The sequence below is a fragment of the Aeromonas sp. FDAARGOS 1419 genome, from assembly GCF_019047045.1.
GTDB classification, from domain to species: domain Bacteria; phylum Pseudomonadota; class Gammaproteobacteria; order Enterobacterales; family Aeromonadaceae; genus Aeromonas; species Aeromonas veronii.
Genome location: NZ_CP077209.1, coordinates 2806504 through 2831796, shown reverse-complemented (window position 1 = coordinate 2831796; position 25293 = coordinate 2806504). Strand labels below are relative to the sequence as shown.

Genomic DNA, 25293 nt, shown 5'->3' with positions numbered 1-25293 from the left:
AGGAGTGGCGGGATCTTGGCGCTTGCCTGTACAAAAAGCAATACGCTACTCTGGGCCAGCATTGTTAACCCCCTGATCACCAAGGAAGGCGTATCCCTTATGTTGTTCTCCCGGCTCCCCCCTCTGTTATCCGATTGGCCCGCGTTGTTGTCTGGCTCACCCTGTTGGCAGCTCAGCGCAGATGCGTTGCAACCGACAGAGACTCCGCAGGCTGGCGGCTGGCTGGTGCTGTTTGGCAAGGGACTGGGTGCCTCCCATCTGGCGCGTCTGTCGCCACTGTTGGCTGCGCAGGAGTTGGCGGCCACCCTCTATCCTCCCACCGAGGTGGCAGGCGTGCCGTTGCTGCTGCTTGGCTGCGATCGCTTCTCTTCCGAGTTGGTGGCCGAGCTCAAGAGCGGTGAGTGGGAGATCGATCTCTGCCATCTGCCCGCGCTACCGACCCTGAACGAGCCCGGCCTGCTGGTGATGGACATGGACTCCACCGCGATCCGCATCGAGTGTATAGACGAGATTGCCCGCCTTGCCGGGGTTGGCGATCAGGTGGCGGCAGTGACGGCCGCGGCGATGCAGGGCAAGCTGGAGTTTTCCGACAGCCTGCGTAATCGGGTGGCCTTGCTGGCAGGGGCGCCGGTCACCATTCTCGACGAGGTGGCCGCCAACATGCCGTGGATGCCCGGCTTGCAACTGATGGTCGATACCCTCAAAGAGGCTGGCTGGAAGGTGGCCATCGCCTCCGGCGGTTTTACCCGTTTTGCTGGCCAGTTGCAGCGCGAGCTGGGGCTTGATGCCATCTTCGCCAACGAACTGGCGGTGGAAGGGGGTCAGCTGACCGGCAAGGTGAGCGGGCGCATCGTCGACGCCAGCGTCAAGGCCGAGGTGTTGCAGCAGCTTGCTCAGGAGTACGGCATTGCTGCCGCCCAGACCGTGGCCATCGGCGATGGTGCCAACGATCTCAAAATGATGGGGGTCGCGGGTCTTGGCATCGCCATTCACGCCAAGCCGCTGGTGCGGGCGCAGGCGGCGGCCACCCTCAATCATCACGATCTGGAGGGGGTGATCTGCCTGCTGGCGGCGCGGGCCTGCAGCGAGCAACGCTGGGACAAGCGCTGACAGTGTTTCAAGGAGGAAACCAATAAAAATGGAATTGTTGCAGCAGTCTCTGTTTATCCCCTGTGGTGGCCATCAATTACATGTGCGCCACATCAAACCCCAGGTCGCCGTGCATGGCGAGCCGATCCTGATGGTGCATGGCGCCATCGAGAATGGGCGGATCTTCTACACCGAATCGGGCAAGGGGTTGGCCTGCTTTCTGGCCCGCCATGGCTATCAGGTCTATGTGGCTGATTTGCGGGGGCGGGGGCTCAGCACTCCAGCTATCGCCGAGCAGGCGGAGCACGGTCAGCATGAGCTGATCACCGAGGATCTGCCCGCCCTGCACCGCTGGATCGCCGAGCGCCATCATGGCTTCAAGGTGCACTGGGTGGCCCACTCTTGGGGCGGTGTCATCATGGCCTCGACCCTGGTGCGCTTCCCCGAGCTGGCGGATCAGGTGGCCAGCCTGCTGTTTTTTGGCACCAAGCGCGGTGTATCGGTGCACAATCCCGAGCGCTGGTTGAAGGTGGATCTGATCTGGAATCGGCTGGCCCCCTGGCTGGCTCGCCGCCGTGGTTTTCTGGCGGCTCGCACTCTGAAGATCGGTGCTGACGACGAGCCGCTGCGCTATCTGCAGGAGACTATCCCCTGGGTCAAGTGCGGCCCCTGGCAGGATCCTCACGACGGTTTTGCCTATGACGAGGCGGCGGCACGGGTCAACTGGCCACCGCTCTGGATGATTTCGGCCAAAGCGGACAAGGTGCTGGGTCACCCGACCGATGTGCGCCGTTTCAGCGACGAGATGGGTTCGGCAACTCGTCACACCCGATTGGGGCGGGACAACGGCAACCGCCTCGATTATGACCACATCAATATGCTGACCGCCCCGCAGGCGCAGGAGGATCACTTCCCCCAGATCCTCGACTGGCTGCTCAACCCGCAGGCAGCATGACAAAAAACAGGGCGCATTGAGCGCCCTGTTTCATTTCTGTATGTTCCGGGATCTTCAGTTCAGCGGCGGCGTGATGCCAAAGCGGAACAGGGTGGCCTGGGTGGTATCGGTCAGTTCGCCCACCCCCACCACGCTCCACAGCTCTTCTTCCAGCTTGCGCGCCTTGTGGATGGCGAACTTGGCGATGTAGTCCAACTCGTTGGCGATGAAGTTGGTGTCGGGCCGTCCGGTACGGGAGATGCCGACCAGCACCGAGTAGAACTCCCCCTGTTGCTGTGCTAGCTCGATGAACTGACGCTTCTCTTTGACGTTGGCAAAGCTGCTGGCCAGTCGGCTGCTGAAGATGGGCAGGCCGGCCTTGGTCTGGATGCTGGCGATATAGACCTCGTCCTCTCTCGGTTTGTCCTCCCGCTCGATGGCGCGCAGCGGGTTCATCAGCAGCTCCTTGAGCAGCTCCCCCTGGAACAGCGGATAGAGGTTCTCCTGCTCCGGCAGCTCGGCACAGGCTTGCAGCAACCGCTGCAGACTGCGCGGTTGCAGGGATTTGCCGATGGAGGCCGGTTTGGGGGCGCCTTTCAGCTTGTTGACGTAGACCGGTGAGTTGAACAGGTGGTGGGTATAGATGTTGCGCAGTGCCCGCGCCAGCCCACGATAGCGACGCTGCTCCTGCGCCGCCTTGAGCTTGTTCTGGTTGCTCTCGATCAGCAGGCTGAAGAACTGGCGGCCGGTATGGCGATCCGAATCCCCTTCGATGCAGAGGTGCAGCACGGTGCGGGTCATGTTGAGGCTGACCAGCCGGTAGGAGAGGCGCTGCAGATCCATGCTCTTGGAAAGCTCCTGCAAGCGGGGCAGGGCGATGGTCACCACATCGTTCTTCTCGCCGATAAAGGCATCTTCCAGCTCGATTTGCAGGCCGTGAGTCGAGATGTCGCGGGTCCAGCCGATCCAGGATTTGCCGTTGTGATGGATGGCGACCGCGGTCTTGTGGATGTAGCGCGACTCCTTGCGCAGCTGAACATAGTGCAGGGTCTCGATCTCGAAGGGGGCAACTCCCTGTTCGTGACCAAAGCGTTGCAGCTCGTTGGCGTTGTTGCTGACCCCCTCCTGATGGAACTCTTCCCGCTGGGACTCCAGGCCGATCTCCTGCAGCAGGCCGCAATAGCCGATCTGCTTGAGCCGCTCGAGCAGCAGGATGTCTTGTAACTGCGGGTTGTCCTGCCCCTGCAGTTGCCCCATATCCGCCTCGACCAGATCGCATGCCTCCAGCGTGAACTTGTAGACTCGCCAGCTGGGGCGGCGGGAGCCTACCTGGAAGAAGAGGGCGGTGAGGCCACTCTGACGCAGCTCCTCGGCGGTGGCGGAGAAGAAGTAGATGTGGCTGCGCACCGTGTGGGTAAAGCAGTAGATGATGGTCTCGGTGGTGGTGCCGGGGGCCGGGCAGAGCCGTTTCATCCGTTCTGCGCTGAAAAGTCCCGCGAGGGCATCGCGGTTTTTCTCATCGCGCCAATACTCCAGCAGGTGCTGGTTGTTTTCCGTACGCAGGGCTATCTCGAGATTGGGGCTGTCGCCGGTGCCGAAGAAGAGCGGCATGCCGGTCATCCGTGGCAGATAGAACTGCTCATACCCCTTGATGATGGCGGCGGAGAGCAGATAGTCGACACTGACCCGATAGCGGATCTTGTTGGCATCGATAAAGTCGCTGAGGAAGGCATCAAAGGCTGGCTGTTCGCCGGAGCGCACCAGCCGCAGCCAGTATTTCCCCTCTTTGCTCTCTTCGCCAAGGATCTGATAGCCGACCGGCTGGTGCAGCACCGGATTGGGGGTGTCCCGCTCCAGTCCGGTAAAGAAGACCTCCACTTGGGCGCCGGTGTGATAATTCGGCAGATAGGGAACCGAGACCCGCATGCCACCCAGCGAGAGATCGGAACTCTTGGCGAACAGCTTCTCACCATCCTGAAACTTGATCAGCACCGGCGAGCTGAAGTGCATCCGCTCCTGACGGCGGCCGTAGTAACTGGCAAAGGCAATGGTGTTGACATCATATTGCCGGAAGGGGCTGGCCGGCGGCGACAGCTGACCATCCACGCGGGCGTTGTGGTGCTGTTTTTGCCACTGTTGCAGCGCCTCGTAGACACCGAGGGTATAGATATCGCGGTAGAGATAGCACTGGGACTGGAACAGGGCAATTGCATCGGCGGGCATGAAGTGAGTGATGCCGTCGAACTCATGCACCAGGCACTCATCCTCCAGCTCATCGCGCATGTCGATGACCCTGCGGCAGGGGGAGCACTTGCGTTTGAGCTCCATCTTAATCAGAAAACGGCTGTTGCTGTTTTCCTCCTGGGTCATGCGGTTGAAGATCTCCTCGAAATCTTTCTCCCGCAGCAAGGGGACGAGTTGTTCAATCAGATGTTGCTGGTGTTCTGAATCCATTTGTTCCTGCCACGGAAAGTCACTTTTCCGATTCTGGGTTTGATCTGTCGGTCGCAAACAAGTATATCAAGCAGGAATTCATCCTGTCCCCGAGTTATCAATGGCCAAAAATAAAACTGCTTATGTTTGTTCCGAATGTGGTGCCGACTTCACACGCTGGCAAGGTCAATGCAGCGAGTGCAAGGAGTGGAATACCATCACCGAGGTGCGCCTCGGTTCGGTGAGCCCCGCTGGCAAGAGTGCCCGTTACACCGGTTATGCCGGCGCGGTCGGCAGTCAGGTACAGACACTGGCAGAGATCGCCACCACCGAAATTCCCCGTTTTACCTCAGGTTTCAAGGAGCTGGATCGGGTGCTTGGTGGCGGTGTGGTGCCAGGCTCGGCCATTCTGATTGGCGGCAACCCGGGGGCGGGCAAGTCGACCTTGCTGCTGCAGACCATGTGTGGTCTCGCAGAGCGGATGAAAACCCTCTATGTCACCGGCGAGGAGTCGCTGCAGCAGGTGGCGATGCGGGCCAACCGCCTTGGGCTGCCCACCGACAAGCTGCGGATGCTCTCCGAGACCAGCGTCGAGCAGATCTGCCTGATTGCCCAGCAGGAGCAGCCGCAGATCATGGTGATTGACTCCATTCAGGTGATGCATGTGGCGGATGTGCAATCGTCCCCCGGTTCTGTCTCTCAGGTGCGTGAAGCGGCGGCGCTGCTGACCCGCTACGCCAAACAGAATCATGTAGCCATCTTTATGGTGGGTCATGTGACCAAGGATGGTAGTCTGGCGGGTCCCAAGGTGCTGGAGCACTGCATCGACTGCTCTGTGCTGCTCGATGGCGGTCATGATTCCCGTTTTCGGACTCTGCGCTCCCACAAGAACCGCTTCGGTGCGGTCAACGAGCTGGGGGTCTTTGCCATGACCGAACAGGGGATGCGCGAGGTGAGCAACCCCTCCGCCATCTTCCTCAGCCGGGGGCAGGAGCAGGCGCCCGGTTCCATCGTCATGGTGATCTGGGAGGGCACCCGACCGCTGCTGGTGGAGTTGCAGGCGCTGGTGGATTACTCCCAGCTCTCCAACCCGCGCCGGGTAGCGGTGGGGATGGATCACAACCGGCTCGCCATGTTGCTGGCGGTGCTGCACCGTCATGGCGGCCTTCAGATGGCGGATCAGGATGTCTTCATCAACGTGGTCGGCGGGGTCAAGGTCGAGGAGACCAGTGCGGATCTGGCGCTGCTGCTGGCGATGGTCTCCAGCTTCCGGGATCAGGCGCTGCCCAAGGATCTGGTGGTGTTTGGCGAAGTGGGTCTTTCTGGTGAAATTCGCCCGGTGCCGTCCGGCCAGGAGCGGTTGCAGGAGGCGGCCAAACACGGTTTTCGTCGTGCAATCGTGCCGCACGCCAATGCCCCCAAGCATCCCATCGAAGGGATGGAAGTGGTGCCGGTCAAGAAGCTGTCTGAGGCACTCGAGGCGCTGTAATCCCTCAGCATTGCAATCGATACAACGGCACAACGGAAAAAGAGCGCCTCGGCGCTCTTTTTTATGGGCTGGAACCTGCCATCAGGGCTGGCTGTGTTCCAGATGCTCGCTCAGCAGTTGTTCCAGCTCGCGGTGGAGCAGCTCTTCGTCGCCGACGTTAAGCTCGATCATCCGCTTGAGATGGGTGGCACTGTCGATATCGATATGGTGGCAGTAGAAACCCAGCTTTTTGCTGGCTTCGTGGGTCAGCTCGACCTGCATTTTGATCTCGATATCGCTACCGCTCAGGATAAAGCTGAGCTGGTACTCCTTGTTGTCACGGCTCTCCCAGCCGTCGGGGCGGATCAGCAGGGCCCCCTGCAAGGAGACGTCGACAAGCTGGGTCTGCCACTTCTGTTCCCCCTGGGTGAGTTCTGCCATGGTCAAGTAGAGGATCCGTGCAAAACGGCGGCGCTCAGACATGCTCATCTCCTGTATGCAATAAGTGTGGACGCTAGGGTCATTGCTCTGAGTGTAATCCACCTTGGTTGCCAGTATCTTGAACTTGCTCCGAAAATGGTATTCAGGCTTGCTGGGTACTCAAGGATTCCACTACATGAAGCGCCTTGACCAGGCGATCTTCCTGTTTGAACCGCTCTTCCAGAACCGGACCCAACTCATTGAGATCATCATCCAGTAGCAGCAATTGGGCCTCGTCGGCATCACTGTATTTGTCGTTGAACTCGAGGGCGAATTCAGTGCTGTTACGAATATGGGGATAGATGCGCTTGGCCAGCTCCAGTGTTTCGCCGCTGGCTTGCTCGAAGGCGGTGACGACGTGGTGGTAGATCTCGAAATGGCCTGCACTGACATAGTCGACCAGCCGGTCGCAAAACTGATGCAGCTCTTCTGTTTTGGGCAGGCTGCGTTGCTTGGTCCGCGCCGGAGTAAGGCCTGCCAGCTGCATGTATCCGACCAGCAACGCTTGCCTTGCATCCAGCCAGTCGTCGATAGCCTTATGCTTGCCTGCCAGCGCCTGCTTGGTCTGTTCCAGTTTCGTCAACATAATCCCTATCCCTCCGTGGGGCAAAGGCTGGCCGATTGTTCGGTATTCCGAGCCGTTTGAGCAGTGACACAACCTATAACTAGGGAAAATCTGGGCAAGCGTCAATAGCCATGGGGGGATAATGTTAAGTGGCGAAGAAATAGTCAGCGGATCGTGTCTGCGTGCTAGCAGGTTTCAGGCCTGCTCACGGTTTTTCGCGTGTGGAATGTGACTATTTCCGCAGATCTTGATGAAAACCCCAGCGTTTGACGCGTTCGGCTCGATAAAGGCTTTGCCTGTGAGTTTTTTTTTGCATAGAGTGACCCAGCGCTAAATGCCCGATCATAAAGGAAATGTTATGAACAAAGCTCAACTTGTCGATGCGATTGCCGCCAAAGCAGATCTGAGCAAAGCTCAGGCCAAAGTGGCTCTGGAAGAGATCATCAATGGTATTACCCAGAGCTTGAAAGAAGGCGATGCTGTGCAACTGGTCGGTTTTGGCACCTTCAAGGTCACCCACCGCGCAGGCCGCACCGGTCGTAACCCGCAAACTGGTAAAGAGATCCAGATTGCTGCTGCCAACGTGCCTTCATTCGTGGCTGGCAAGGCTCTGAAAGACGCCGTCAAGTAAGTCCGAAAGTCTGTTTTGTCCAATGCCAGTCAGCTCGCTGACTGGCATTGTTTTTATGGGGCTTTCCCATCCTTCCGGTTTTAGTGCTCCCTGGCTTTTCCTGCCTTTTTGGTTTCTTCTGTCGGCCTCATTGCGGCTGAGGCCTTATGCCGTTTGCGGAGTGGATGGCAGCGGCCAGATCCGCTCATAGGCCCAGGTAAAGACCATGATGTAGACGAGGTAGAAGGCGACGAAGCCGAGATCCAGCATCAGGGCGTCCCACACTCCCAAATCGAGCCAGAACATGACGCAGGGGAGGGAGAGCATCATAAAGCTCGCCTCATAGCCAAACGCGTGCAGGAAGCGGTCCAGTGGTCGCTTGTTGGTACGCCCGCACAGTTTGAGCAACCCCTTGTCGAACAACAGGTTCCAGCCGTAGGTCCAGGCGGTGGCGACGATGGAGAAGAAGATGGCCAGCGAACCGACCTCGGCGACGCCCTGACCGAACAGCTGGCTGATCAGCGGTGCGACCAGTGCCAGCCCGATGCCTTCGTAGAGAACCAGATAACGAAGTCGATCCGGGGTGGTGCGTAGTTGGGTACTACTCATGGGTGATGTGCCTCCTGTGGGAGGCGCATTCTAATCAGGGAGTGGTTAAAAGAGAAGCATCGGCCCGTCATGACTGGCGTTGAGGGGCATGATGATGCGCCCTCTTTGCGATACTTCTCTATTGCCAATTTGGGCGTTAGCCCTGAGTGGTCAAGTCTGCGACTCAGGCGTCGGTTGGCGTGACCCGGGTCAGCATGGCAAAGCCCTCTTCCACTTGTGTGAGCTCTACCTTGACCTCCCCCAACTCGGTGAGCGAGGCAACATGAGTGCCACCACAGGGAATGGTCACCTCCTGGCCTTCCAGCATGCAGTGCCAGTAACGGGAATCGATGATCGCCTCGCCAGCGCGGCTACGGCGGATCTCGCCTCCGGCTGCGATCCAGTCGGCCAGTTGCTGGTTGACCTTCTCTTCAATCAACGCCAGATCTGCCAGCAGCGCCTCGCTGTTGACCCCCTTCTTGCGCAGGCTCTTGCCGATGCGGTACTGCTCCCGTGATCCGCAAGGCTCGACCCGCGAGCTTTGAATAGCCAGGCGGTCGAAGTCGGGCTGGCCCAGTGCATCACGCTCGCTTACCTCCTTGCGCCAGTAGGGGGTGAGTACTCGATTGAGCGCCAGCGCGGCCAGATGGCAGCCGCTATGGCCCAGACTCAGGGCATGGCGGGCGGCGCTATCTACTTGCAATTCGACCTGGCTGCCAACGGCTAGCGCGTGGTCTCCGGTCAGCGGGTGGACCACCACGAAACGCCACCCCTCTGCACCCCGCTTGACCGGAATGGCAGTATCGACGAACAGCTCGCCATCCTGGCTGATGGCCCCCATTCGGCAAGGGCCAATGGCGGCTTCGCCCCCTTCCCAGCGAACATGGCCCACATCCCCCGGCTGATCGGGCCAGAGGTGGCTCTGGGGATGAAAGGGGGTGAGGTCGGTGACCAGCAGCGTGGTGTCACCGCGCTGGCAGCAGACCACGCTGGCCTGCTCCTGATGATGGCCCAGTACGAAGCTGGCTCGGGTATGTTCCATGGCAAGGCTCCCGCAACGATAAATGAGAAGAGAAAGCGGCAGCATACGCCAAAGTACGAAAGGGCTCATTAACCAGTGTTAATGAGCCCCTCTTCTCGGTTTTACGGTTCGCTAGATCATGGCGACCAGCAGATAGGCGTTGAGGCCAATCACCAGTGCAACGATAAGGCGGCCGATGGCTTGTGTGACCGGATGGTTGCGATGTTGCCCCATCAGCGCCCGATCGCCGGTCAGCATCAACAGCGGGATCAGGGCCAGCGCGATGCCAAAGCTCAGGATCACCTGACTCAACACCAGAATTTCGGTGGTGTTGAGACCCATGGCGATCACCACGAAGGCGGGAGCCATGGTGATGGCGCGACGCAGCCAGAGCGGGATGGTAAAGCGGACAAAGCCCTGCATCACCACTTGCCCGGCCAGGGTGCCCACCACGGTAGAGCTGATGCCGGAGGCGACCAGCGAGAGGCCAAACAGGGTGGCTGCAGCCTGACCCAGCAGCGGAGTGAGGGTCTGGTAGGCGGATTCCAGCTCCGCTACCTGCTGGTGGCCCGAGCTGTGGAACGCGGCGGCCGCCATCGCCATCATCGCCAGATTGACGAAGCCGGCGATGGTCATGGCAATCGCCACATCGACCCGGGTGGTGTGCAGCCGCTGGCTGACCGAGCCCTGATCCTGCGTGTGCTGGGTCAGTGCCGAGTGCAGATAGATGACGTGGGGCATCACGGTGGCACCGAGCACACCGGCGGCCAGATAGACGGCATCGCTATTGGGCAGACCGGGGAAGAGGGCGCCCTCCAGCAGGCTGGGCAGATGGGGGCGGGAGAAGATCAGCTCGACGATGTAGGCCGCCGCGACAAACAGCAACAGGCCACCGACCACAAACTCCAGCGGTTTTTGACCACGGGATTGCAACATCAGGATCCCCCAGGTCACCACGGCGGTGATGCAGGCCCCTTCAAGCAAGGTCACGCCAAGCAGCAGCTTGAAGCCGACTGCGGCGCCGATAAATTCGGCGAGATCGGTGGCCATGGCGATGATCTCTGCCTGCACCCAGTAGGCCCAGACCGCCGGTTTTGGCAGTCGGTCGCGGATGTGCTCCGCCAGATTCTTGCCGGTGACGATACCGAGTTTGGCCGAGAGGGTTTGCACCAGCATGGCCATCAGGTTGGCCCATACCACTACCCAGAGCAACTGGTAGCCAAAGGTAGAGCCCGCCTGAATATTGGTGGCGAAGTTGCCCGGGTCGATATAGCCGATGGCGGCGATAAAGGCTGGCCCGAGCAGGGTCAGTTTGAATTTGCGGGCTGGAATCGTAGTCGTCAGTGCGGGTTGCATTGCATCACCCTCCATAAGGATATGGAGAGAGAATAGATCTAAATGATAATTATTATCAATTGTTGTTTCTGATGATTTCCATCGGGAAAAACATTTAAGGCGGTCAGTTGCAGTGAGGGATGTGATTTCGTACAATACGCCGCCCTAGAAAAGCAGCGACTAAACACCTTTATGTTCCTTGCCTCCGAGGTCTGGCTGCACCTGGGCGGAGGCTGAATTAATCCGTAAGGAGCTAAAATGCGTCATTACGAAATCGTCTTCATGGTTCATCCGGACCAGAGCGAGCAAGTTCCCGGCATGATCGAGCGTTACACCGGCGCCATCACCACCTCCGGTGGTACCATTCATCGCCTGGAAGATTGGGGCCGTCGTCAGCTGGCTTACCCGATCGACAAACTGCACAAAGCCCACTACGTTCTGATGAACGTAGAAGCAGAGCAAGCCGTTATCGATGAGCTGGAAACCAACTTCCGCTTCAACGATGCCGTTATCCGCAACATGATCATGCGCACCAAGCACGCCGTGACTGAAGTTTCTCCGATGGCCAAGGCCAAAGAAGAGCGCTTCACCCGTCGTGACGACGAGCGCCGCGAAGAAGCTACTGAAGCTGCTTCCGAAGAGTAATTCTGGATCACTGACTAGAGGATAAAGGCCATGGCACGTTATTTCCGTCGTCGTAAGTTCTGCCGCTTCACCGCCGAGAACGTTACCGAGATCGACTACAAAGATATCGTTACTCTGAAAAACTACATCACTGAATCTGGCAAGATCGTACCGAGCCGTATCACCGGTACCCGCGCCAAGTATCAGCGTCAGCTGGCACGCGCCATCAAGCGTGCTCGTTACCTGGCTCTGCTGCCGTACACCGATCTGCACAACAAGTAAGAATCGGCCCGGCACTTAAGCCTAACTCAACGAAATTTATAGAGGAAAGGTAATGCAAGTTATCCTGCTCGACAAAATCGCCAAACTGGGCGGTCTGGGTGACCAAGTTTCTGTGAAATCTGGTTATGCCCGTAACTACCTGATCCCGCAAGGCAAAGCTGTTATGGCCACCAAGGCCAACATCGAAGCTTTCGGTGCTCGTCGCGCTGAGCTGGAAGCCAAACTGGCTGCCAACAAAGCTGCTGCTGAAGAGCGTGCTGCCAAGCTGGCCGAACTGGCTACCGTGGTTATCGCTTCCAAGTCTGGCGACGAAGGCAAGCTGTTCGGTTCCATCGGTACCCGTGACGTGGCTGAAGCCATCACTGCTGCCGGCGTAGCCGTTGCCAAGAGCGAAGTCCGCATGGGCAACGTTCTGCGTAACACCGGTGACTACGAAGTTGCTGTTCAGCTGCACGCAGACGTTAAAGCAACCGTACAGATCCAGGTTGTTGCCCTGTAATAGCGATTCGCTTTTGCAGAAAAAACCCGCGCTCTTGCGCGGGTTTTTTATTTTCCGGCCCGGGGGTAGAGTGAAGGTCTGTTCCACTGGAGGAGATCCTTATGGCTTGGGTAGAAGGTCGCGTCATCGAACGCATCGAATGGACACCCACCCTGTTCTCCCTGCGGGTAGCGGCCGAGCTGGCTCCCTACAAGGCAGGCCAATTCACCAAGCTGGCCCTCGAGCAGGGCGATCGCCGCATTCAGCGCGCCTACTCCTTCGTCAATCCCCCCTCTGCGCCATATCACGAGTTCTATCTGGTCGAGATCCCGAGCGGTGAGCTGACTCCGTCCCTCGGCTCGTTGCAAGCGGGTGATACCCTGCTGGTGCAATCCCAGGCCACCGGCTTTCTGACGCTGGATGAGGTGCCTGCCGGGCGCGATCTCTGGCTGCTCTCGACCGGCACGGCCATCGGCCCCTTCCTCTCCATGCTGGCCGAGGGCGAGGCCTTCAACCGTTTCGAGAATCTGGTGCTGGTACACGGAGTGCGCAAAGGCGAAGAGCTGAGCTATCAGGGTTTGATTGCCAGCTTTGCCGAGCAATATGGCGAGCGTTTTTGCTATGTCCCCTTTGTCAGCCGCGAGCCTTGGCCCGATGCAATGGCAGGGCGGATCCCGGCGGCGATTGCCAATGGTCAGCTGCAGGCTAGAGTGGGGTTGGAGTTTTCACCCGAGCTGAGTCAGGTGCTGATCTGCGGCAATCCGGAGATGGTGAAAGAGACCCAGCAGACCTTGCTGGCGCTGGGGTTGGCCAAGAATCTGAGGCGTGCGCCGGGCAATATCAGTGCGGAGAATTATTGGTAAACAATCAGCACAGGGGCGCCAAGCCCCTGTTGCATCAGGAGAGGGAGTTCAGTTCTTCTTGCCGTTACCCTTGTTTTTATCCTTCTGTTTGTCGTGACCTTGCCCGGGGTTATTGCCGCTGTGGATGCTGCGGTTGTAGTGATCCCGGTACTTGCCATCCATCTTGTCGCAGTTGAGTTTGATCCGGCTGTCGCCAATGCCAAGATCCAGACAGTTGTCCTGCCACCAGTCGTACTCTTTGTCATCCCAGTCGAGATTGATCTTGATGTCATCACCGGAGATCTTGATGCCATCGCTATTTTTGCTTGGCGGTGCCGCAACCGCGATGCCGTGCGCCATGAGCAGGGAAAGCAGCAGGGCGCCGCGCCGGATAACGGGGTTGTGTTTAGCTTGGGTCATCGCAAGGGTACTCCTGTTGTTACTGGTCGCTCTGCGAGTTGGCAGGGACCTGGTTGGTTTTCGGTGGCTGGTTGCGATTCTCTTCATCTTCCAGATTGAATTTGACCGCCTTGCAGTCGACGGAGGAGGTCTCCCCGATATCCAGAGTGAGGCAGTCGTTCTGGGTCCAGCCGAACTGCTTGTCATCCCAGTCCAGATTGAATTTAAGCTCATCGACGGAGAATTCGGAGCCACTGCTCTCTTGATATTGCTGGGTCGCTGCGGCGCTGCCGGTAACCAGGAGAAGGGAGAGTAGCAAAGTGGTCTTACTGTTCATGATGGCCTCGGATAATTGCAACGGTGGATGAGTGTACAGACCGGAGCTGAACCCGGGCGGAACTGTTCCCCATCTCACTACATGATCAAGTCAGGGAGGGATTGTATCGCTTTTCTGCTGCCGATTTGTCCGTTTTGGTCGCACTCTGGGCAGCTGGTTGCCAATCTGAAGGAATTCAGTCATTTGTCCTTCTCTGGGCGAGTCTGGCGACTATAATCGGCAGCCAACTTTTCCTGCACAGCACACCCCTTCATTATGACCACACAGGACTCCTCTACATTGCGCTACCCCAAGGGGTGGTTTGCTCTGACGACGGTATACAGTTTCACCGGGTTGGCCATTCTGGCTTCCATTATCTTCTCACTGCTGCTGTTCCTTTCCATCGATGACAACCCGCTGATGAAGTGGCTGTTCGGCGGCTTGGCCATCATCTTCGAGCTGGGCAAGTTTTATGTCTGGTACGAGTACGGCGAGCGCAAGGCGCGGCGGGATTTGAGTGGTGCTTTCTGGTCGCTGCTGTTCTACAGCGTGCTGGCTGCCATCTCCATCGGCGGCAGTATTGGTGGCATCAACAGCGCCACCAACACGGTACTGAGCCAGCAGGCGCGCCACGAACGGGAACTGGCCCGTTTCGACGAGCAGATCGCCAGCATCGAGCGGCAGATCCAGCTCAACGAAGAGGCGGCCCGCAAATACATCGAGCTGGAGCGCATCTCCAGTGGCGTCTCCTCGTTGCAGCATGCCAACACCAAGCTGCGCTTGCAGCAGGATGAGCTGCGTCAGCAGCGCGATGCCAAGCCGGTCAACGAACAATCCTCCATGCTGGGGCTGATGAGCAGTCTGGCAGACGGGGTGGGGATGAGCATCAGTCAGGTGCAGTTCCTGCTGGTCTGCTTCCTCTCGGTGTTGCTCGATGTGTTCGGTGCCTTTTTCGTCAGCCTGATCGGCGAGGAGAACCGCTTTCGCCGGATGTGGCGCTGGCAGCAGGATCAAGCTCGCAGAGAGGCGCAGGAGGCGTTAGCGATGGCGGCCCAGCCCGAGCCCATGCTGCCGCCCGAGCCCGCCCCCGAGGTGCTGGCGCAGGTGCGCGGTGCGCTGGTGAGCGGTGAGCTCAAGTGCAGCAAGCGTTCGGTGGCACAGGCGCTGTCACTCTCGCTGGAGGAGGTGGATCGGGTGTTCCACCATCTGCTGTCGCAAGGGGTGCTGGGGCAGGGAAGCAATCGACACTACTACCTCAATCCGGCGCTGGAGCAGCAACCCGGATAGTGAGAAGGCCACCGGAACGCGGTGGCTTTTTTCGTTATCGAGTGGCTGTGGCACTCAGTGAGTCAGCACCATCATCAGGCTGAGGAAGGCGGCCAGTCCGCCACCGATGCCGATGATCCAGTAAAACCCCTTGGCCCCCTGTTTGAGCGGGATGCGGAAGTAGAGCAGAAACGCCCACCACCCCAGTGCCAGCAACAGAGGAATAAGAAACATTCGAGCCATGGTGTCCTCGCTGTTATTCTGTTGACCCTTGATCAATCAACAGGATGGATTGTGCAATGACGCAACTACAGATTACCGCATTCGGTGACCCCTCGGTACTCAAGCTCAACCCTTCCCTCGATAAGGTGCCAGCCGATGGCGAAGTGCGGGTGCGCATCTGCTTTGCGGGGGTCAATCCCATCGATGCCAAAACCCGCGCAGGTCTTGGTTGGGCGGCGGCCCAAAACAAGGACAAGCTGCCCTGGACGCCGGGTTATGACGTCTCCGGCGTGGTGGAGAAGGTAGGCCCCAGCGTGACCTCGCTGGTCGAGGGGGATCGGGTGTGCGGCATGGTCGGTTTTCCCCTTACCGCCGGTGGCTACGGGGAGTCTGTGGTGGCAAGCGAGAGCGAGCTGGTCAAGCTCGACGGGGTGAGCCTGCAGCAGGGGGCGGCGCTGCCGCTGGCCGGTCTCACCGCCTGGCAGGGGCTGCTTGAGCACGGCGGCCTCCAGAGCGGTCAGCGGGTCTTGATCCTCGCCGGTGCCGGTGGGGTCGGCCATCTTGCGGTGCAGTTTGCCAGCGCCTATGGCGCCGAGGTGGTGGCTACCGCCAGCCCCGACAACCATGGCTTCCTGCACGAACTGGGGGCGCGCTGGATGGTGGATTACCATGATGCGAACTGGCCAGCACAGGTGGTGGCAGAGGCCGGTCAGGTCGATCTGGTGCTGGATCTGGTGGGCGGCGAGAGCGGCAAGGCGGCGCTGGCCTGCGTCAAGTCGGGTGGCCGCCTGGTGACGGTGCCCACCATCACCGCCCAGTTGATCAAGGATGCTGGTGCCGCGGCGGGTATCGAGGTGGTCGGTATGCTGGTTCACCCCGACCAGAAGCAGCTGGGTCAGATGTTGATGCTGCTGCGTCAGGGGGAGGTGAAGGTCACCCTAGCCGGTGAATTCCCCTTGGCCGAGGGGGCGCTGGCCCATCAGGCCATCGAAGGGGGCCATGTGCGTGGCAAGCTGCTGCTGCGGATGCCTGCGGCCGATGGCTATCCCGGATGAGCGAGATGATGGAGATGGGGCTGGGGTGGCTCTTTTTAAGCGCATTCACCTCAGCCACTCTGCTGCCCGGTAGCTCCGAAGTGCTGCTGGGGGCCATGGCGGCCAAGGGGGAGTGGAGCATGGCGAGCCTGCTGCTGTGGGCGACGCTGGGCAATACCCTCGGTTCCATGACTACCTGGTGGCTCGGCTGGCTCGCCACCTTCAAGAAAAAACCGGAAGATTTTCAAGGCCGTGGGGAACAAAAAGCCTTAGGCTGGCTCAAACAACATGGTCACTGGTGTCTGCTGCTTGCCTGGACGCCGGTGGTCGGTGATGGTCTCTGTCTGTTGGCCGGTTGGCTGCGCCTCTCCTTCTGGCGCTCTCTCATTCTGATCGGGCTCGGCAAATTGTTCCGTTATGCCCTGGTTTTTCTGCTGGCCAGTCACATTTTCTAGCCTGTTTTTGTCACTCACGAGGTTACCGTGAACAAAGTCATACCTTTAACGATTCTGCTGGGCTTCACCCTGCCGGTGCTGGCGGCACCGACCCTGATCGCCGAACAGGGCAAGGAGGAGGGCAAGCTCGCCATCCCCTACCAGATGTACAAGCTGGACAACGGCCTGACCGTGATCCTGGCCCCTGACCGCTCCGATCCGCTGGTGCACCTCGATGTGACCTATCACGTCGGCTCATCCCGCGAGACGGTCGGCAAGTCCGGTTTCGCCCACTTCTTCGAGCACATGATGTTCCAGGGCTCGAAACACGTCGGTGATCAGGAGCATATGCGGATCATCAACGAGGCCGGTGGCGACATGAACGGCACCACCAACAAGGACCGCACCAACTACTACGAGACTGTGCCAGCCAACCAGCTGGAAAAAGTGCTCTGGCTGGAGGCGGATCGGATGGGCTTCCTGCTCGATGCGGTGAGCCAGAAGAAGTTCGAGATCCAGCGCGCCACCGTCAAGAACGAGCGGGCCCAGCGGGTCGACAACCAGCCGTACGGGCTGGTGAGCGAGAAGGTGGGGGAGGCGCTCTATCCGCGTACTCACCCTTACTCCTGGCAGCCTATCGGTTACGTGGAAGATCTCGACCGGGTCGATGTGAACGACCTCAAGCAGTTCTTCCTGCGCTGGTATGGCCCCAACAACGCCACCCTGACTCTGGGCGGCGACTTTGACAGCAAACAGGCCCTCGAGTGGATCGAGAAGTACTTTGGCTCCATCCCGCGCGGCCCGGACGTGGCCGAGCCGACGCCAAAGCCGGTGACCCTGCCCGAGACCCGCTACGTGACGCTGCAGGACAAGGTGCACCTGCCGCTGCTCTATATCAGCTACCCCACCGTCTCTCTTGGCGATCCGCAGGAGCCGGCACTCGACATGTTTGCCGACGTACTCGGCGGTTCCGCCAGCTCCATGCTCTACCAGTCGCTGGTGAAAACCGGCAAGGCGATCGATGTGGGGGCGTCCCACTATTGCGAAGAGCTGGCCTGTACCCTGACCGTCTACGCCTATCCCAATCCGTCGCAGGATGGCAGCCTCAAGACCCTCAAGGGGGAGGTGGACAAGGTGATCGGCGAGTTCGCCCAGCGCGGCCTCAAACCGGAAGATCTGGAGAAGGCGATCGCCAAGTACCGCGCCTCCGCCATCTGGGGTCTGGACAGCGTCTCCGGCAAGGTGAGCCAGCTCGCCATGGGTCAGGTGTTTGCCCAGGATCCCAACTATGTGTTCAAGACGCTGGATGCCATCGGCAAGGTGACACCGGAGCAGGTGAAGGCCGCCTACGACAAGTTCATCGCCGGCAAGCCAGCGGTGGTGCTAAGCGTGGTACCCAAGGGCAAGACAGAGTGGCAGGTCGCCACCCCGAACTTTACCCCCGCCAAGCGCGAGCTGCCGGATTACAGCAAGCATGACGAGGCGCTGGCCGAACGACCGGTAAAAGACAATTTCGATCGCAGCGTGCAGCCCAAGGCGAGCGAGGCGGTGAGCGTCAAGGTGCCCGCCATCTGGCACGGCAAGCTCGACAAGAACATCGAGATTATTGGCACCAAAAGTGACGAGATCCCCGCCGTCTCCATCATGATTGCCCTGCCGGGCGGCATTCGTGCCGAAGATAAAGGGCAACTTGGGCTGGCCAATCTGACCGCCGCCATGATGGGGCAGGGCACGGTGCGCCTGACCGAGGCTCAGCTGAGCGACGAGCTGCAAAAGCTGGGATCTTCCATCGATGTCTCCAGCGCCCAGTACAACAACCTCATCACCGTCAGCTCGCTGGCGGACAAGTTGCCCCAGACCCTGGCGCTGGTGCGCGAGGTGCTGGAGCGCCCGGGCATGCGGGAGGCGGACTTCGAGCGGGTCAAGGCGCAGCTGCTGCAAGGGATGCAACAGGCCCAGCAGCAGCCCGAGTGGCTGGCCGGGCAGGCGTTCCGCGAGCTGGTCTACGGCAAGCAGAACCGCCTCGGTCAACCTACCGACGGGGTTGCGGCCGATGTGGCCAAGCTGACCCTGGCGGACGTGAAGCACTTCTATCAGGCCTACTACAACCCCACCAACGCCAAAGTGGTGGTGGTCGGTGATGTGGATCAGAAGCAGCTCGAGGAGCAACTTGGCTTCCTGACCGAGTGGAAGGGGGCCACGCCGACTCTGGGGGATCTCAAGCTCAAGGGTGAGCAGGCCAAGCCGGGCATCTATCTGGTCGACAAACCGGGGGCGCCCCAGTCGGTGATCCGCATCGGTCGTCGCGCCATGCCGTTCGATACCACGGGGGATTACTTCACCGCCGGGCTGATGAACTTCAACCTGGGTGGCAACTTCAACAGTCGCATCAACCTCAACCTGCGCGAAGACAAGGGCTACACCTACGGCGCCAGCTCCGGTTTCTCCGCCAACCGCGAGGTGGGCACCTTCGCCACCGGCGCCAATGTGCGGGCCGATGCGACTGTGGATGCCATTCGCCAGTTCCTCAAGGAGATGGACAACTACCGCAAGAGCGGCCCGACCCCGGTCGAGCTGGCCTATATGCGCAGCGCTGTCTCCCAGCAGGATGCCCTCTCTTACGAGACCTTGGGCCAGAAGGCGGGCTTCCTGCTGCAGATGGTGATGTATGACCTGAAACCGGACTATGTGCAGGCCCAGAACAACCTGATCAAAACGGTGTCGCCCGAGGCGCTGAAAGCCAGTGCGGCCCGTTGGCTCAATCCGGCCGACATGGTGATCGTGGTGGTGGGAGACAAGCAAAAGCTTGAAAAACCCCTGAAGGAGCTTCATCTTCCCATCTATCCGCTGCAGTTGCCGTAACTGACGCTTTATAAAAATCAAGAGCCGCCCCGGATGGGGCGGCCTCACATGAGCCGTGAATATGACTACAACAAGCTTGTCGCTCACCGAGTTGCTGAATGCGTTGGGATCACCGGAGCGCCTCACCGCGCTCAAGGGGATCCGGCGCGGGATCGAACGTGAATGCCTGCGCATCACGCCGGATGGCCGACTCGCCCAGAGTGACCATCCACGGGCGCTGGGCTCGGCCCTGACCCATCCCAATATCACCACCGACTACTCGGAGAGCCTGCTGGAGTTCATTACCCCGGCTACCGACTCCATCGACAGCCTGATGGAGCAGCTCGGCGACATCCATCACCATGTGATTCAGCATCTGGGTGACGAGCGGATTTGGCCGCTCTCCATGCCCTGCTTCGTCGGCGGGGAAGAGAGCATCCGGCTGGCCCAGTACGGCAGCTCCAATATCGGCAAAATGAAGACCCTCTACCGTCAGGGCTTGAAGAACCGCTACGGCAGCCTGATGCAGGTGATCGCCGGGGTGCACTTCAACTTCTCCATGCCCGACAGCTTCTGGAGCGAGTGGCAGGATCTGGTGTGCGAAGGGTGCTGCAGCCAGCGCTTTATCTCCGACAAGTACATGGGGCTTATTCGCAACGTCTACCGCTTCGGCTGGCTGGTGCCCTATCTGTTCGGCGCCTCCCCGGCCATCTGCGAATCCTTCCTCAAAGGGCGCAAGAGCAACCTGCCGTTCGAGAAGACCGGCAAGGGCACCCTCTATCTGCCTTACGCCACCGCGCTGCGTCTCTCCGATCTCGGCTATACCAACAGCGCCCAGGCTGGGCTCAAGATCAGCCACGACAATCTGCCAGCCTATGTCAGCAGCCTGCGCCGCGCCATCAACACCCACAATCCCGACTTTGCCAAGATCGGGGTCAAGGTGGATGGGGAGTATCGCCAGCTCAACGACAACGTGTTGCAGCTGGAGAACGAGCTATACGCCCCAATCCGCCCCAAGCGCACCCCGCGCAGCGGCGAGAAGCCCTCGGATGCGCTGGATCAGCGCGGCATCGAATACATCGAGCTGCGCACCGTAGACGTCAACCCCTTCACCCCGCTCGGCATCGACGCAGACCAGATCCGCTTCTTCGACCTGTTCCTGGTCTGGTGCCTGCTGCGCCCCTCTCCGGTGCTGAGTGACGAAGAGATTGCCCGCAACCGCCGCAACCAGAACAAGGTGGTGCTGGAAGGGCGTCGTCCCGGCCTGACGCTGGAAGATGAGCAGGGCAATGCCATTGGCCTCAAAGAGTACGGCCTCAAACTGTTCGACGAGCTGGCTCAGGTGGCCGACCTGCTGGATCGCTGCTGCGGCCGCAACCGCTACCGCGAGACGCTGGCGATGCATCGCGAGAAGCTGCTCGACCCCGAGCTCACCTACTCCGCCCGCATGCTTAAGGAGCTGCTGGAGAGCGGCAAGGACAACGGCTGCTACGGCGACAAGCTGGCGACCCGCTATCGCGAGGAGCTGCTGGCAGGGGAGCTGCAGTACTGGGATGAGGCCTACTTTGCCGGTGAGGCGAAGGATTCCTTGGCCAAGCAGCGCGAACGCGAGCGCAGCGACAGCCTGTCGTTCGATGACTTCCTGGCCGACTACTTCGGGACCAGCAAGGCAACTGTCTGATCACCGGTTTATAAAAGTAAAAAGCCGCTCGAATGAGTGGCTTTTATTATATATGGATAATTTAACATGAGAAAATATAGAGCAGCTTTAGTTAATACAATGTGTCTTGCATTGGTCTATTGCGCTGGTTTCTTTACACCACATACGTATGCTCAGTTTAGTGAGTTAAAAGTTGGTGATTTATTTTCTATCATGTCTAACGTCGCTACTGTTATAGCTGCAGTAGTGGCCATTTTTGCTTTAAAGTCATGGGGATATCAGCTAAAGCACTCTAAAATATATGAGATAGCGATAAGTGTTGAGGCGGAAGTTGATGAGGTATTAATTCATACTGCTAATGAAAGCAATATGAACGGTAATAGGTATATATATGAGTTGAGTAAGAACATTACATTAAATCGCTTTCGGTTAATGCGTAGAAATACATTCATTGAAGAAGTTAAAGAGTTGGAGCTTACATATAGGGCAGCTATATCAGATCTGGGGGAGTTTGGCTTTATAAGGACAGCAAATCATACCTCATTGAGCGAGGCTCTAAATAAGTTTAGTGCAAGGGTCAATAGTGAATTTACGTAGATAACTGCCTCATAATATCAATGAGGCAGTTATCGAAATTATTAAATGTGGTTATACATCGCCTCGATTTCGCTCTGGTACTTGGCTTCGATGATCTTGCGGCGCAGCTTCATGGTGGGGGTGAGTTCACCCAGCTCCATGGAGAAGGCGCTCGGCAGCAGGGTGAACTTCTTCACCTGCTCGAACTTGGCCAGCTCTTTTTGCAAGTCGGCGATGCGGGCTTCGAAGAACTCCATCACCCGGGAGTGGCGCAGCAGCTCGGTCTTGCACTGGTACTGCAGGTTGATGGATCGGGCGTACTCCTCAAGCGACTCGAAGCAGGGGACGATCAGCGCAGAGACGAAGTGGCGGGCATCGGCGACGATGGCGATCTGCTCGATAAAGCGATCCTTGCCGATGGTCCCTTCCACCAGTTGCGGGGCCACGTACTTGCCGTTGGAGGTCTTCATCAGCTCCTTGAGGCGCTCGGTGAAGTAGATATTACCCTGGCTGTCGAGCTCACCGGCATCGCCGGTACGCAGGAAGCCATCCTCGGTCATCACCTCGGCGGTCGCCTCCGGCTTGTTGTAGTAGCCGCGCATCACGGTCGGGGAGCGCACCAGCAGTTCGTTGTTCTCACCCAGCTTCACCTCGATGCCGTTCAGTGCCGTGCCGATGGAGCCGAGCTTGAATTGGCTGTCTTCGTAGCAGCAGACTGTGGCGGTGGTTTCGGTCATGCCGTAGCCGTACTTGAGGTTGAGTCCCATCGCCTGGAAGAAGAGGTTCACATCGTCGGCCAGACGGGCGCCCGCCACCGGCAGGAAGCGGGTGCGGCCGCCGAAGCGGGCGCGCAGCTTGCGAAACACCAGTCGCTCGGCGAGCCAGAGCTGGCCGTAGAGCAGCGGGGAAGCGGACTTGCCCGCCTGACGGGTGGCAACCATCTGTTTTCCGACCTTGGTCGCCCAGCCAAACAGGGCGCGACGCAGAGCCGGAGCCTGAGCAACTTTGGCCTGGATCATGGCATAGGCCTTCTCGTATAGGCGCGGCACGGCGCACATCACGGTCGGCTGCACCTCGCCAATCACATCCATCACCTTCTGCGGATCGCGGATATAGACGTTCTCGGCACCGCAGTAGAGCACGTAGTAGCTCCAGGCCCGCTCAAACACGTGGCTGAGCGGCAGCATGCAGAGCGACACATCCTGCTGATTGAGGTCGAGGCGGCTGTTGTGCATCTCGAAACAGGCGGCGATGTTGCTGAAGTCGAGCATGACCCCCTTGGGTTCACCCGTGGTGCCGGAGGTGTAGATCAGGGTCAGCAGATCATCCATCCGGTACTGGGTTTCCCGTACTCGCAGCTCCTGCTCGCTGGGCTGATGGTTGCCGGAGACCAGAAATGTCTGGAAGTGGCTCGCCTGCGCGCAGCCGCGCAGGTTGACGTTGCCGTCGAGGGCGATGAGCTGGCGGATCTCGCCGCTTTCAATCAGTTGCAGCGCCTGATCGAACTGAGGTTGTTCGCCAACGAACAGTACCTTGATGCCGGCATCTTTGACGATGTAGCGCAGCTGATCGAGGGTGCTGGTGGGATAGATAGGGACGCTGACACCGCGGGCGGCAAGGATGCCGAGATCGGCCTGGGTCCACTCCGGCATGTTGCGGGCATAGATGCCGACCATTTCGGTTGGCTGGTGGCCGGCACGGATCAGCGCCTGTGCGCAGTAGTCCATGGCCTGGCCCAGAGTACGCCAGCCGATGGCGCGCCACTGGCCATCTTGCTGAACCCGCAGGGCAGCCTTGTTGCCAAGCTGGGCAATACGTTCACGCATCAGTCGAACCAGATGAAGCTTCGGCATCAGTTAAACATCCTTTAATTACAGTTGTACGCCCGCGAGGGCACTAAAAATCGGGCTAGAGTTTAAACTCCAACATTACGGCTTACAAGTGTTCGCTGTTTGTCTTGGATCACAAAGAGCGCAAATAGCTCTCCCTTTGCGCAGACTGGCCGATACTGCTAGGAGGCAGAGAGAGGGTTAACGATATGAATCTGTGGGTGAAAGGGGCGTTGGCCGCGGTCGGGCTGATGGTGGTGGGGGGCGCTGCGTTTTGGTTCTTTGCCGGAACGTCATCACAGGGGCCCGCCAATCCCTGGTATCAGGGGGCCGAGGGGTATCAGCAGGCGCAGCAACAGGCGCTGGCGTTGGGCTATCCGCTGCTCTATGTGCTGGAGACCCCCAAGTGCCGCCGCTGCGGCGATCTGGAGAAGAAATTCTGGCAGAGCAAGGAGATGGCTGGCCCGCTTGCCCGGCTGGTGAAGGTGCGGCTCAACCCGGGCAAGGGGGATGGCAGCGAGCAGATCCTGCGCCGCTTTCCCAAAGTCGCCACACCGCCCGGCATCTATATCCAGCAGCCGGGGCAGCCCCTCAGGCCCATCAAGATAGTGGTGGATATCGACCAGATCTGGATGCCGGGAAAAACCTGGCAGCGTGGCTTCTATATGCCGCTCTCCGGGGCCGGATTCGAGGCGGTGGTACATACCACCCTGGCCTTGCAGGATCCCGCGCTGGACAATGCCCCCCTCGATTGAGGGGGGACAAAAGGCTTGGGAGCGACGAACAGGCTGGATCAGCCGAAATCGAACAGTCGCGACATCAGCACCGCATCTTCCCTGTCGTTGCCGGTGCCGTAGTAGTCGGCGCGGCGGCAATACTCGGCAAAACCGGCGCTCTCGTAGAGGTTGATGGCGGTCTGGTTACCGGCCCGTACCTCGAGAAACCAGGCCTCTGCCCCGGCTTGCTTGCTGCGCGCCAGATAGGCCTGCAACAGCGCCCGTCCCAACCCCTTGCCCTGAAACGCCGGATGCACACAGATATTCATCAGCGAGCTGTCACCGGCCACCAGATCCGAGATATAGAAGCCCGCCGGGCGACCATCGACCAGCATCAAGCCGTTGAGATAGCGAGGGCCGAAGCAGGAGAGCAGGTTGGCCTCACTCCACGGCTCCTTGTGAGCGGCTTGCTCGATGGGGTAGACAAGGTCGAAATCGCTCTCGAGCAGGGGACGAAACTCAGGCATGGGGGCTCCGGATGGCAATATGTTGGGCACTGGGGTTGGCAGAGGCGGCATTTGTAAAATCAGGTAAAAAGAGCGGCATCACAGTGGGTCTTGGCGGCATGATGCAGGGTCACGCCGCGTTGGCCGCAAGGTGTTGGCGCAGCTGTTGCCACAGGGCGCGCTTTTGCGCGGCGCTGGGGGCGAGCGGGCAGATCAGCGCATCAGGCCGCGCGGGGTTGGCCTCCGTCAGCCAGAGCAGGGGGGAGGTATCCGCCGTTTGCAGATCGGCAGGCGGCAGCTCGCTGAGCAGTGAGACCTCGTCGGGGGTCATGCCGAGCAACTGGCAGATATCCGCCAGCAGCGTGGTGGCAGGCAGCTGAGGCGCCAGCAGCCAGAGTTTGCCGCTGGGCAGCGGAGCGCGGGTGGCCGGTGCCGTCTGGCCCGGCTGTGTGGCGTTTTGCTCAAGCTCGGGAGCGGGTGCTGCGCCCAGCAATGCCGGACGACGCAGTTGCCAGCTTTGAATGCCCATGCGGGCCAACATGCTCTGACGAACGGGATCTTGCATTTGAGGCGACTCACTCTTGATCTGCATTGGGGAAAATTGTGTTGCGCAGGGTACACTCGAACCGCTTTTGCTGCACCCTTTGCAACGCATCATCTGGCGCATGCGGGCATGGTGCCATCACGACACTGGCTATGCATGGGCGCAGCACGCTGCCGATATGGTATCGCACTGCCTTTGCGT

Annotated in this window: 27 protein-coding genes; 15 read left to right on the top strand and 12 right to left on the bottom strand. The window is 59.4% G+C overall.

What is annotated here, in order from left to right; translation table 11 throughout:
* Positions 1-99 precede the first annotated feature (99 nt).
* Both serB and I6L49_RS12695 read left to right on the top strand, forming a co-directional pair.
* Positions 100-1110, top strand: a complete 1011-nt coding sequence (gene serB, locus I6L49_RS12700; RefSeq protein ID WP_159143013.1) for a phosphoserine phosphatase SerB — start codon at positions 100-102, stop codon at positions 1108-1110.
* 28 nt (positions 1111-1138) lie between these two features.
* The gene (locus tag I6L49_RS12695) at positions 1139-2044 is read left to right on the top strand and encodes an alpha/beta fold hydrolase (RefSeq protein ID WP_159143014.1); all 906 of its coding nucleotides are present in this window, start codon (positions 1139-1141) and stop codon (positions 2042-2044) included.
* A 54-nt stretch (positions 2045-2098) separates the two neighbouring features.
* On the opposite strand, the gene I6L49_RS12690 is transcribed toward I6L49_RS12695, so the two are convergent.
* Positions 2099-4477, bottom strand: a complete 2379-nt coding sequence (locus I6L49_RS12690; protein ID WP_216949672.1) for a PilZ domain-containing protein — start codon at positions 4475-4477, stop codon at positions 2099-2101.
* 100 nt (positions 4478-4577) lie between these two features.
* On the opposite strand from I6L49_RS12690, the gene radA reads away from it, so the two are divergent.
* On the top strand, positions 4578-5945 hold the full coding sequence (gene radA / locus I6L49_RS12685) for a DNA repair protein RadA (RefSeq protein ID WP_005340481.1): 1368 nt from the start codon (positions 4578-4580) through the stop codon (positions 5943-5945).
* Positions 5946-6026: 81 nt separating this feature from the next.
* Here radA and I6L49_RS12680 read toward each other — a convergent pair whose 3' ends face one another.
* Together I6L49_RS12680 and I6L49_RS12675 are read right to left on the bottom strand one after the other, a co-directional pair.
* Complete coding sequence (locus tag I6L49_RS12680) at positions 6027-6407, bottom strand: PilZ domain-containing protein (protein ID WP_216949671.1); 381 nt, start codon at positions 6405-6407, stop codon at positions 6027-6029.
* A 100-nt stretch (positions 6408-6507) separates the two neighbouring features.
* Positions 6508-6990 carry an Rsd/AlgQ family anti-sigma factor gene (locus I6L49_RS12675; RefSeq protein WP_005348975.1) on the bottom strand — a complete coding sequence of 161 codons (483 nt, stop codon included), beginning with the start codon at positions 6988-6990 and terminating at the stop codon, positions 6508-6510.
* 337 nt (positions 6991-7327) lie between these two features.
* Between I6L49_RS12675 and hupA the strand changes: the two genes are divergently transcribed.
* On the top strand, positions 7328-7600 hold the full coding sequence (hupA, locus tag I6L49_RS12670) for a nucleoid-associated protein HU-alpha (protein WP_005340484.1): 273 nt from the start codon (positions 7328-7330) through the stop codon (positions 7598-7600).
* A 144-nt stretch (positions 7601-7744) separates the two neighbouring features.
* Here hupA and I6L49_RS12665 read toward each other — a convergent pair whose 3' ends face one another.
* The 3 genes from I6L49_RS12665 to I6L49_RS12655 all read right to left on the bottom strand — a co-directional run bounded on the left by I6L49_RS12665 (position 7745) and on the right by I6L49_RS12655 (position 10544).
* A complete protein-coding gene (locus I6L49_RS12665) occupies positions 7745-8188 on the bottom strand; it encodes a PACE efflux transporter (protein WP_064337327.1) in 444 nt (147 codons plus the stop codon).
* Between the two features lie 163 nt (positions 8189-8351).
* On the bottom strand, positions 8352-9209 hold the full coding sequence (locus I6L49_RS12660; protein WP_216949670.1) for a hypothetical protein: 858 nt from the start codon (positions 9207-9209) through the stop codon (positions 8352-8354).
* A gap of 111 nt (positions 9210-9320) precedes the next feature.
* Positions 9321-10544 (bottom strand): Nramp family divalent metal transporter, encoded by a 1224-nt coding sequence (locus I6L49_RS12655; RefSeq protein ID WP_005358049.1) that lies wholly within the window; start codon positions 10542-10544, stop codon positions 9321-9323.
* Between the two features lie 237 nt (positions 10545-10781).
* On the opposite strand from I6L49_RS12655, the gene rpsF reads away from it, so the two are divergent.
* The 4 genes from rpsF (at position 10782) to I6L49_RS12635 (ending at position 12770) form a co-directional block, all read left to right on the top strand.
* Positions 10782-11168: a 30S ribosomal protein S6 gene (gene rpsF, locus I6L49_RS12650; RefSeq protein ID WP_005308887.1), complete on the top strand. Its 387-nt coding sequence runs from the start codon at positions 10782-10784 to the stop codon at positions 11166-11168.
* A 30-nt stretch (positions 11169-11198) separates the two neighbouring features.
* Positions 11199-11429 (top strand): 30S ribosomal protein S18, encoded by a 231-nt coding sequence (rpsR, locus tag I6L49_RS12645; protein ID WP_005308890.1) that lies wholly within the window; start codon positions 11199-11201, stop codon positions 11427-11429.
* 52 nt (positions 11430-11481) lie between these two features.
* Entirely contained in the window at positions 11482-11928 is a 447-nt protein-coding gene (rplI, locus tag I6L49_RS12640) for a 50S ribosomal protein L9 (protein ID WP_005340490.1), read from the top strand.
* Between the two features lie 101 nt (positions 11929-12029).
* Positions 12030-12770: a ferredoxin--NADP reductase gene (locus I6L49_RS12635; RefSeq protein WP_216949669.1), complete on the top strand. Its 741-nt coding sequence runs from the start codon at positions 12030-12032 to the stop codon at positions 12768-12770.
* Positions 12771-12818: 48 nt separating this feature from the next.
* On the opposite strand, the gene I6L49_RS12630 is transcribed toward I6L49_RS12635, so the two are convergent.
* Together I6L49_RS12630 and I6L49_RS12625 are read right to left on the bottom strand one after the other, a co-directional pair.
* Positions 12819-13169 (bottom strand): hypothetical protein, encoded by a 351-nt coding sequence (locus tag I6L49_RS12630; protein WP_042053367.1) that lies wholly within the window; start codon positions 13167-13169, stop codon positions 12819-12821.
* Between the two features lie 19 nt (positions 13170-13188).
* Complete coding sequence (locus tag I6L49_RS12625) at positions 13189-13485, bottom strand: hypothetical protein (RefSeq protein WP_216949668.1); 297 nt, start codon at positions 13483-13485, stop codon at positions 13189-13191.
* Positions 13486-13740: 255 nt separating this feature from the next.
* Between I6L49_RS12625 and I6L49_RS12620 the strand changes: the two genes are divergently transcribed.
* The gene (locus tag I6L49_RS12620; protein WP_159158184.1) at positions 13741-14751 is read left to right on the top strand and encodes a Preprotein translocase subunit SecY; all 1011 of its coding nucleotides are present in this window, start codon (positions 13741-13743) and stop codon (positions 14749-14751) included.
* Positions 14752-14805: 54 nt separating this feature from the next.
* On the opposite strand, the gene I6L49_RS12615 is transcribed toward I6L49_RS12620, so the two are convergent.
* Entirely contained in the window at positions 14806-14973 is a 168-nt protein-coding gene (locus tag I6L49_RS12615) for a hypothetical protein (RefSeq protein ID WP_005308905.1), read from the bottom strand.
* Positions 14974-15029: 56 nt separating this feature from the next.
* Here I6L49_RS12615 and I6L49_RS12610 point away from each other — a divergent pair, with 56 nt between their 5' ends.
* From I6L49_RS12610 to I6L49_RS12590, 5 genes are all read left to right on the top strand, one after another.
* Positions 15030-16007, top strand: a complete 978-nt coding sequence (locus I6L49_RS12610) for an NADP-dependent oxidoreductase (protein ID WP_216949667.1) — start codon at positions 15030-15032, stop codon at positions 16005-16007.
* Positions 16004-16441: a YqaA family protein gene (locus tag I6L49_RS12605; protein ID WP_005348990.1), complete on the top strand. Its 438-nt coding sequence runs from the start codon at positions 16004-16006 to the stop codon at positions 16439-16441. Before I6L49_RS12610 ends, I6L49_RS12605 begins: the two co-directional genes overlap by 4 nt.
* A gap of 27 nt (positions 16442-16468) precedes the next feature.
* Complete coding sequence (locus I6L49_RS12600) at positions 16469-19282, top strand: pitrilysin family protein (RefSeq protein ID WP_216949666.1); 2814 nt, start codon at positions 16469-16471, stop codon at positions 19280-19282.
* 61 nt (positions 19283-19343) lie between these two features.
* On the top strand, positions 19344-20942 hold the full coding sequence (gene gshA / locus I6L49_RS12595; RefSeq protein ID WP_216949665.1) for a glutamate--cysteine ligase: 1599 nt from the start codon (positions 19344-19346) through the stop codon (positions 20940-20942).
* 66 nt (positions 20943-21008) lie between these two features.
* A complete protein-coding gene (locus I6L49_RS12590; RefSeq protein WP_216949664.1) occupies positions 21009-21518 on the top strand; it encodes a hypothetical protein in 510 nt (169 codons plus the stop codon).
* Positions 21519-21559: 41 nt separating this feature from the next.
* Here I6L49_RS12590 and I6L49_RS12585 read toward each other — a convergent pair whose 3' ends face one another.
* Positions 21560-23350, bottom strand: coding sequence for a long-chain fatty acid--CoA ligase (locus I6L49_RS12585; protein ID WP_216949663.1), 1791 nt, complete (start codon positions 23348-23350; stop codon positions 21560-21562).
* Positions 23351-23535: 185 nt separating this feature from the next.
* Here I6L49_RS12585 and I6L49_RS12580 point away from each other — a divergent pair, with 185 nt between their 5' ends.
* A complete protein-coding gene (locus I6L49_RS12580; protein WP_005340504.1) occupies positions 23536-24081 on the top strand; it encodes a hypothetical protein in 546 nt (181 codons plus the stop codon).
* A gap of 38 nt (positions 24082-24119) precedes the next feature.
* On the opposite strand, the gene rimI is transcribed toward I6L49_RS12580, so the two are convergent.
* Both rimI and I6L49_RS12570 read right to left on the bottom strand, forming a co-directional pair.
* A complete protein-coding gene (gene rimI / locus I6L49_RS12575) occupies positions 24120-24569 on the bottom strand; it encodes a ribosomal protein S18-alanine N-acetyltransferase (RefSeq protein WP_005340505.1) in 450 nt (149 codons plus the stop codon).
* 109 nt (positions 24570-24678) lie between these two features.
* Positions 24679-25113: a DNA polymerase III subunit psi gene (locus I6L49_RS12570; protein WP_216949662.1), complete on the bottom strand. Its 435-nt coding sequence runs from the start codon at positions 25111-25113 to the stop codon at positions 24679-24681.
* Between the last annotated feature and the right edge of the window lie 180 nt (positions 25114-25293).

Coding starts and splice junctions, on each gene's coding strand:
- I6L49_RS12680 (WP_216949671.1), bottom strand. CDS start 6,407: ATGTCTGAGCGCCGCCGTTTTGCACGGATCCTCTACTTGACCATGGCA.
- I6L49_RS12620 (WP_159158184.1), top strand. CDS start 13,741: ATGACCACACAGGACTCCTCTACATTGCGCTACCCCAAGGGGTGGTTT.
- I6L49_RS12590 (WP_216949664.1), top strand. CDS start 21,009: ATGAGAAAATATAGAGCAGCTTTAGTTAATACAATGTGTCTTGCATTG.
- radA (WP_005340481.1), top strand. CDS start 4,578: ATGGCCAAAAATAAAACTGCTTATGTTTGTTCCGAATGTGGTGCCGAC.
- rpsF (WP_005308887.1), top strand. CDS start 10,782: ATGCGTCATTACGAAATCGTCTTCATGGTTCATCCGGACCAGAGCGAG.
- I6L49_RS12675 (WP_005348975.1), bottom strand. CDS start 6,990: ATGTTGACGAAACTGGAACAGACCAAGCAGGCGCTGGCAGGCAAGCAT.
- serB (WP_159143013.1), top strand. CDS start 100: ATGTTGTTCTCCCGGCTCCCCCCTCTGTTATCCGATTGGCCCGCGTTG.
- rplI (WP_005340490.1), top strand. CDS start 11,482: ATGCAAGTTATCCTGCTCGACAAAATCGCCAAACTGGGCGGTCTGGGT.
- I6L49_RS12695 (WP_159143014.1), top strand. CDS start 1,139: ATGGAATTGTTGCAGCAGTCTCTGTTTATCCCCTGTGGTGGCCATCAA.
- I6L49_RS12635 (WP_216949669.1), top strand. CDS start 12,030: ATGGCTTGGGTAGAAGGTCGCGTCATCGAACGCATCGAATGGACACCC.
- I6L49_RS12615 (WP_005308905.1), bottom strand. CDS start 14,973: ATGGCTCGAATGTTTCTTATTCCTCTGTTGCTGGCACTGGGGTGGTGG.
- rimI (WP_005340505.1), bottom strand. CDS start 24,569: ATGCCTGAGTTTCGTCCCCTGCTCGAGAGCGATTTCGACCTTGTCTAC.
- I6L49_RS12605 (WP_005348990.1), top strand. CDS start 16,004: ATGAGCGAGATGATGGAGATGGGGCTGGGGTGGCTCTTTTTAAGCGCA.
- I6L49_RS12665 (WP_064337327.1), bottom strand. CDS start 8,188: ATGAGTAGTACCCAACTACGCACCACCCCGGATCGACTTCGTTATCTG.
- I6L49_RS12660 (WP_216949670.1), bottom strand. CDS start 9,209: ATGGAACATACCCGAGCCAGCTTCGTACTGGGCCATCATCAGGAGCAG.
- I6L49_RS12625 (WP_216949668.1), bottom strand. CDS start 13,485: ATGAACAGTAAGACCACTTTGCTACTCTCCCTTCTCCTGGTTACCGGC.
- rpsR (WP_005308890.1), top strand. CDS start 11,199: ATGGCACGTTATTTCCGTCGTCGTAAGTTCTGCCGCTTCACCGCCGAG.
- I6L49_RS12610 (WP_216949667.1), top strand. CDS start 15,030: ATGACGCAACTACAGATTACCGCATTCGGTGACCCCTCGGTACTCAAG.
- hupA (WP_005340484.1), top strand. CDS start 7,328: ATGAACAAAGCTCAACTTGTCGATGCGATTGCCGCCAAAGCAGATCTG.
- I6L49_RS12585 (WP_216949663.1), bottom strand. CDS start 23,350: ATGCCGAAGCTTCATCTGGTTCGACTGATGCGTGAACGTATTGCCCAG.
- I6L49_RS12690 (WP_216949672.1), bottom strand. CDS start 4,477: ATGGATTCAGAACACCAGCAACATCTGATTGAACAACTCGTCCCCTTG.
- I6L49_RS12580 (WP_005340504.1), top strand. CDS start 23,536: ATGAATCTGTGGGTGAAAGGGGCGTTGGCCGCGGTCGGGCTGATGGTG.
- I6L49_RS12655 (WP_005358049.1), bottom strand. CDS start 10,544: ATGCAACCCGCACTGACGACTACGATTCCAGCCCGCAAATTCAAACTG.
- I6L49_RS12630 (WP_042053367.1), bottom strand. CDS start 13,169: ATGACCCAAGCTAAACACAACCCCGTTATCCGGCGCGGCGCCCTGCTG.
- gshA (WP_216949665.1), top strand. CDS start 19,344: ATGACTACAACAAGCTTGTCGCTCACCGAGTTGCTGAATGCGTTGGGA.
- I6L49_RS12570 (WP_216949662.1), bottom strand. CDS start 25,113: ATGCAAGATCCCGTTCGTCAGAGCATGTTGGCCCGCATGGGCATTCAA.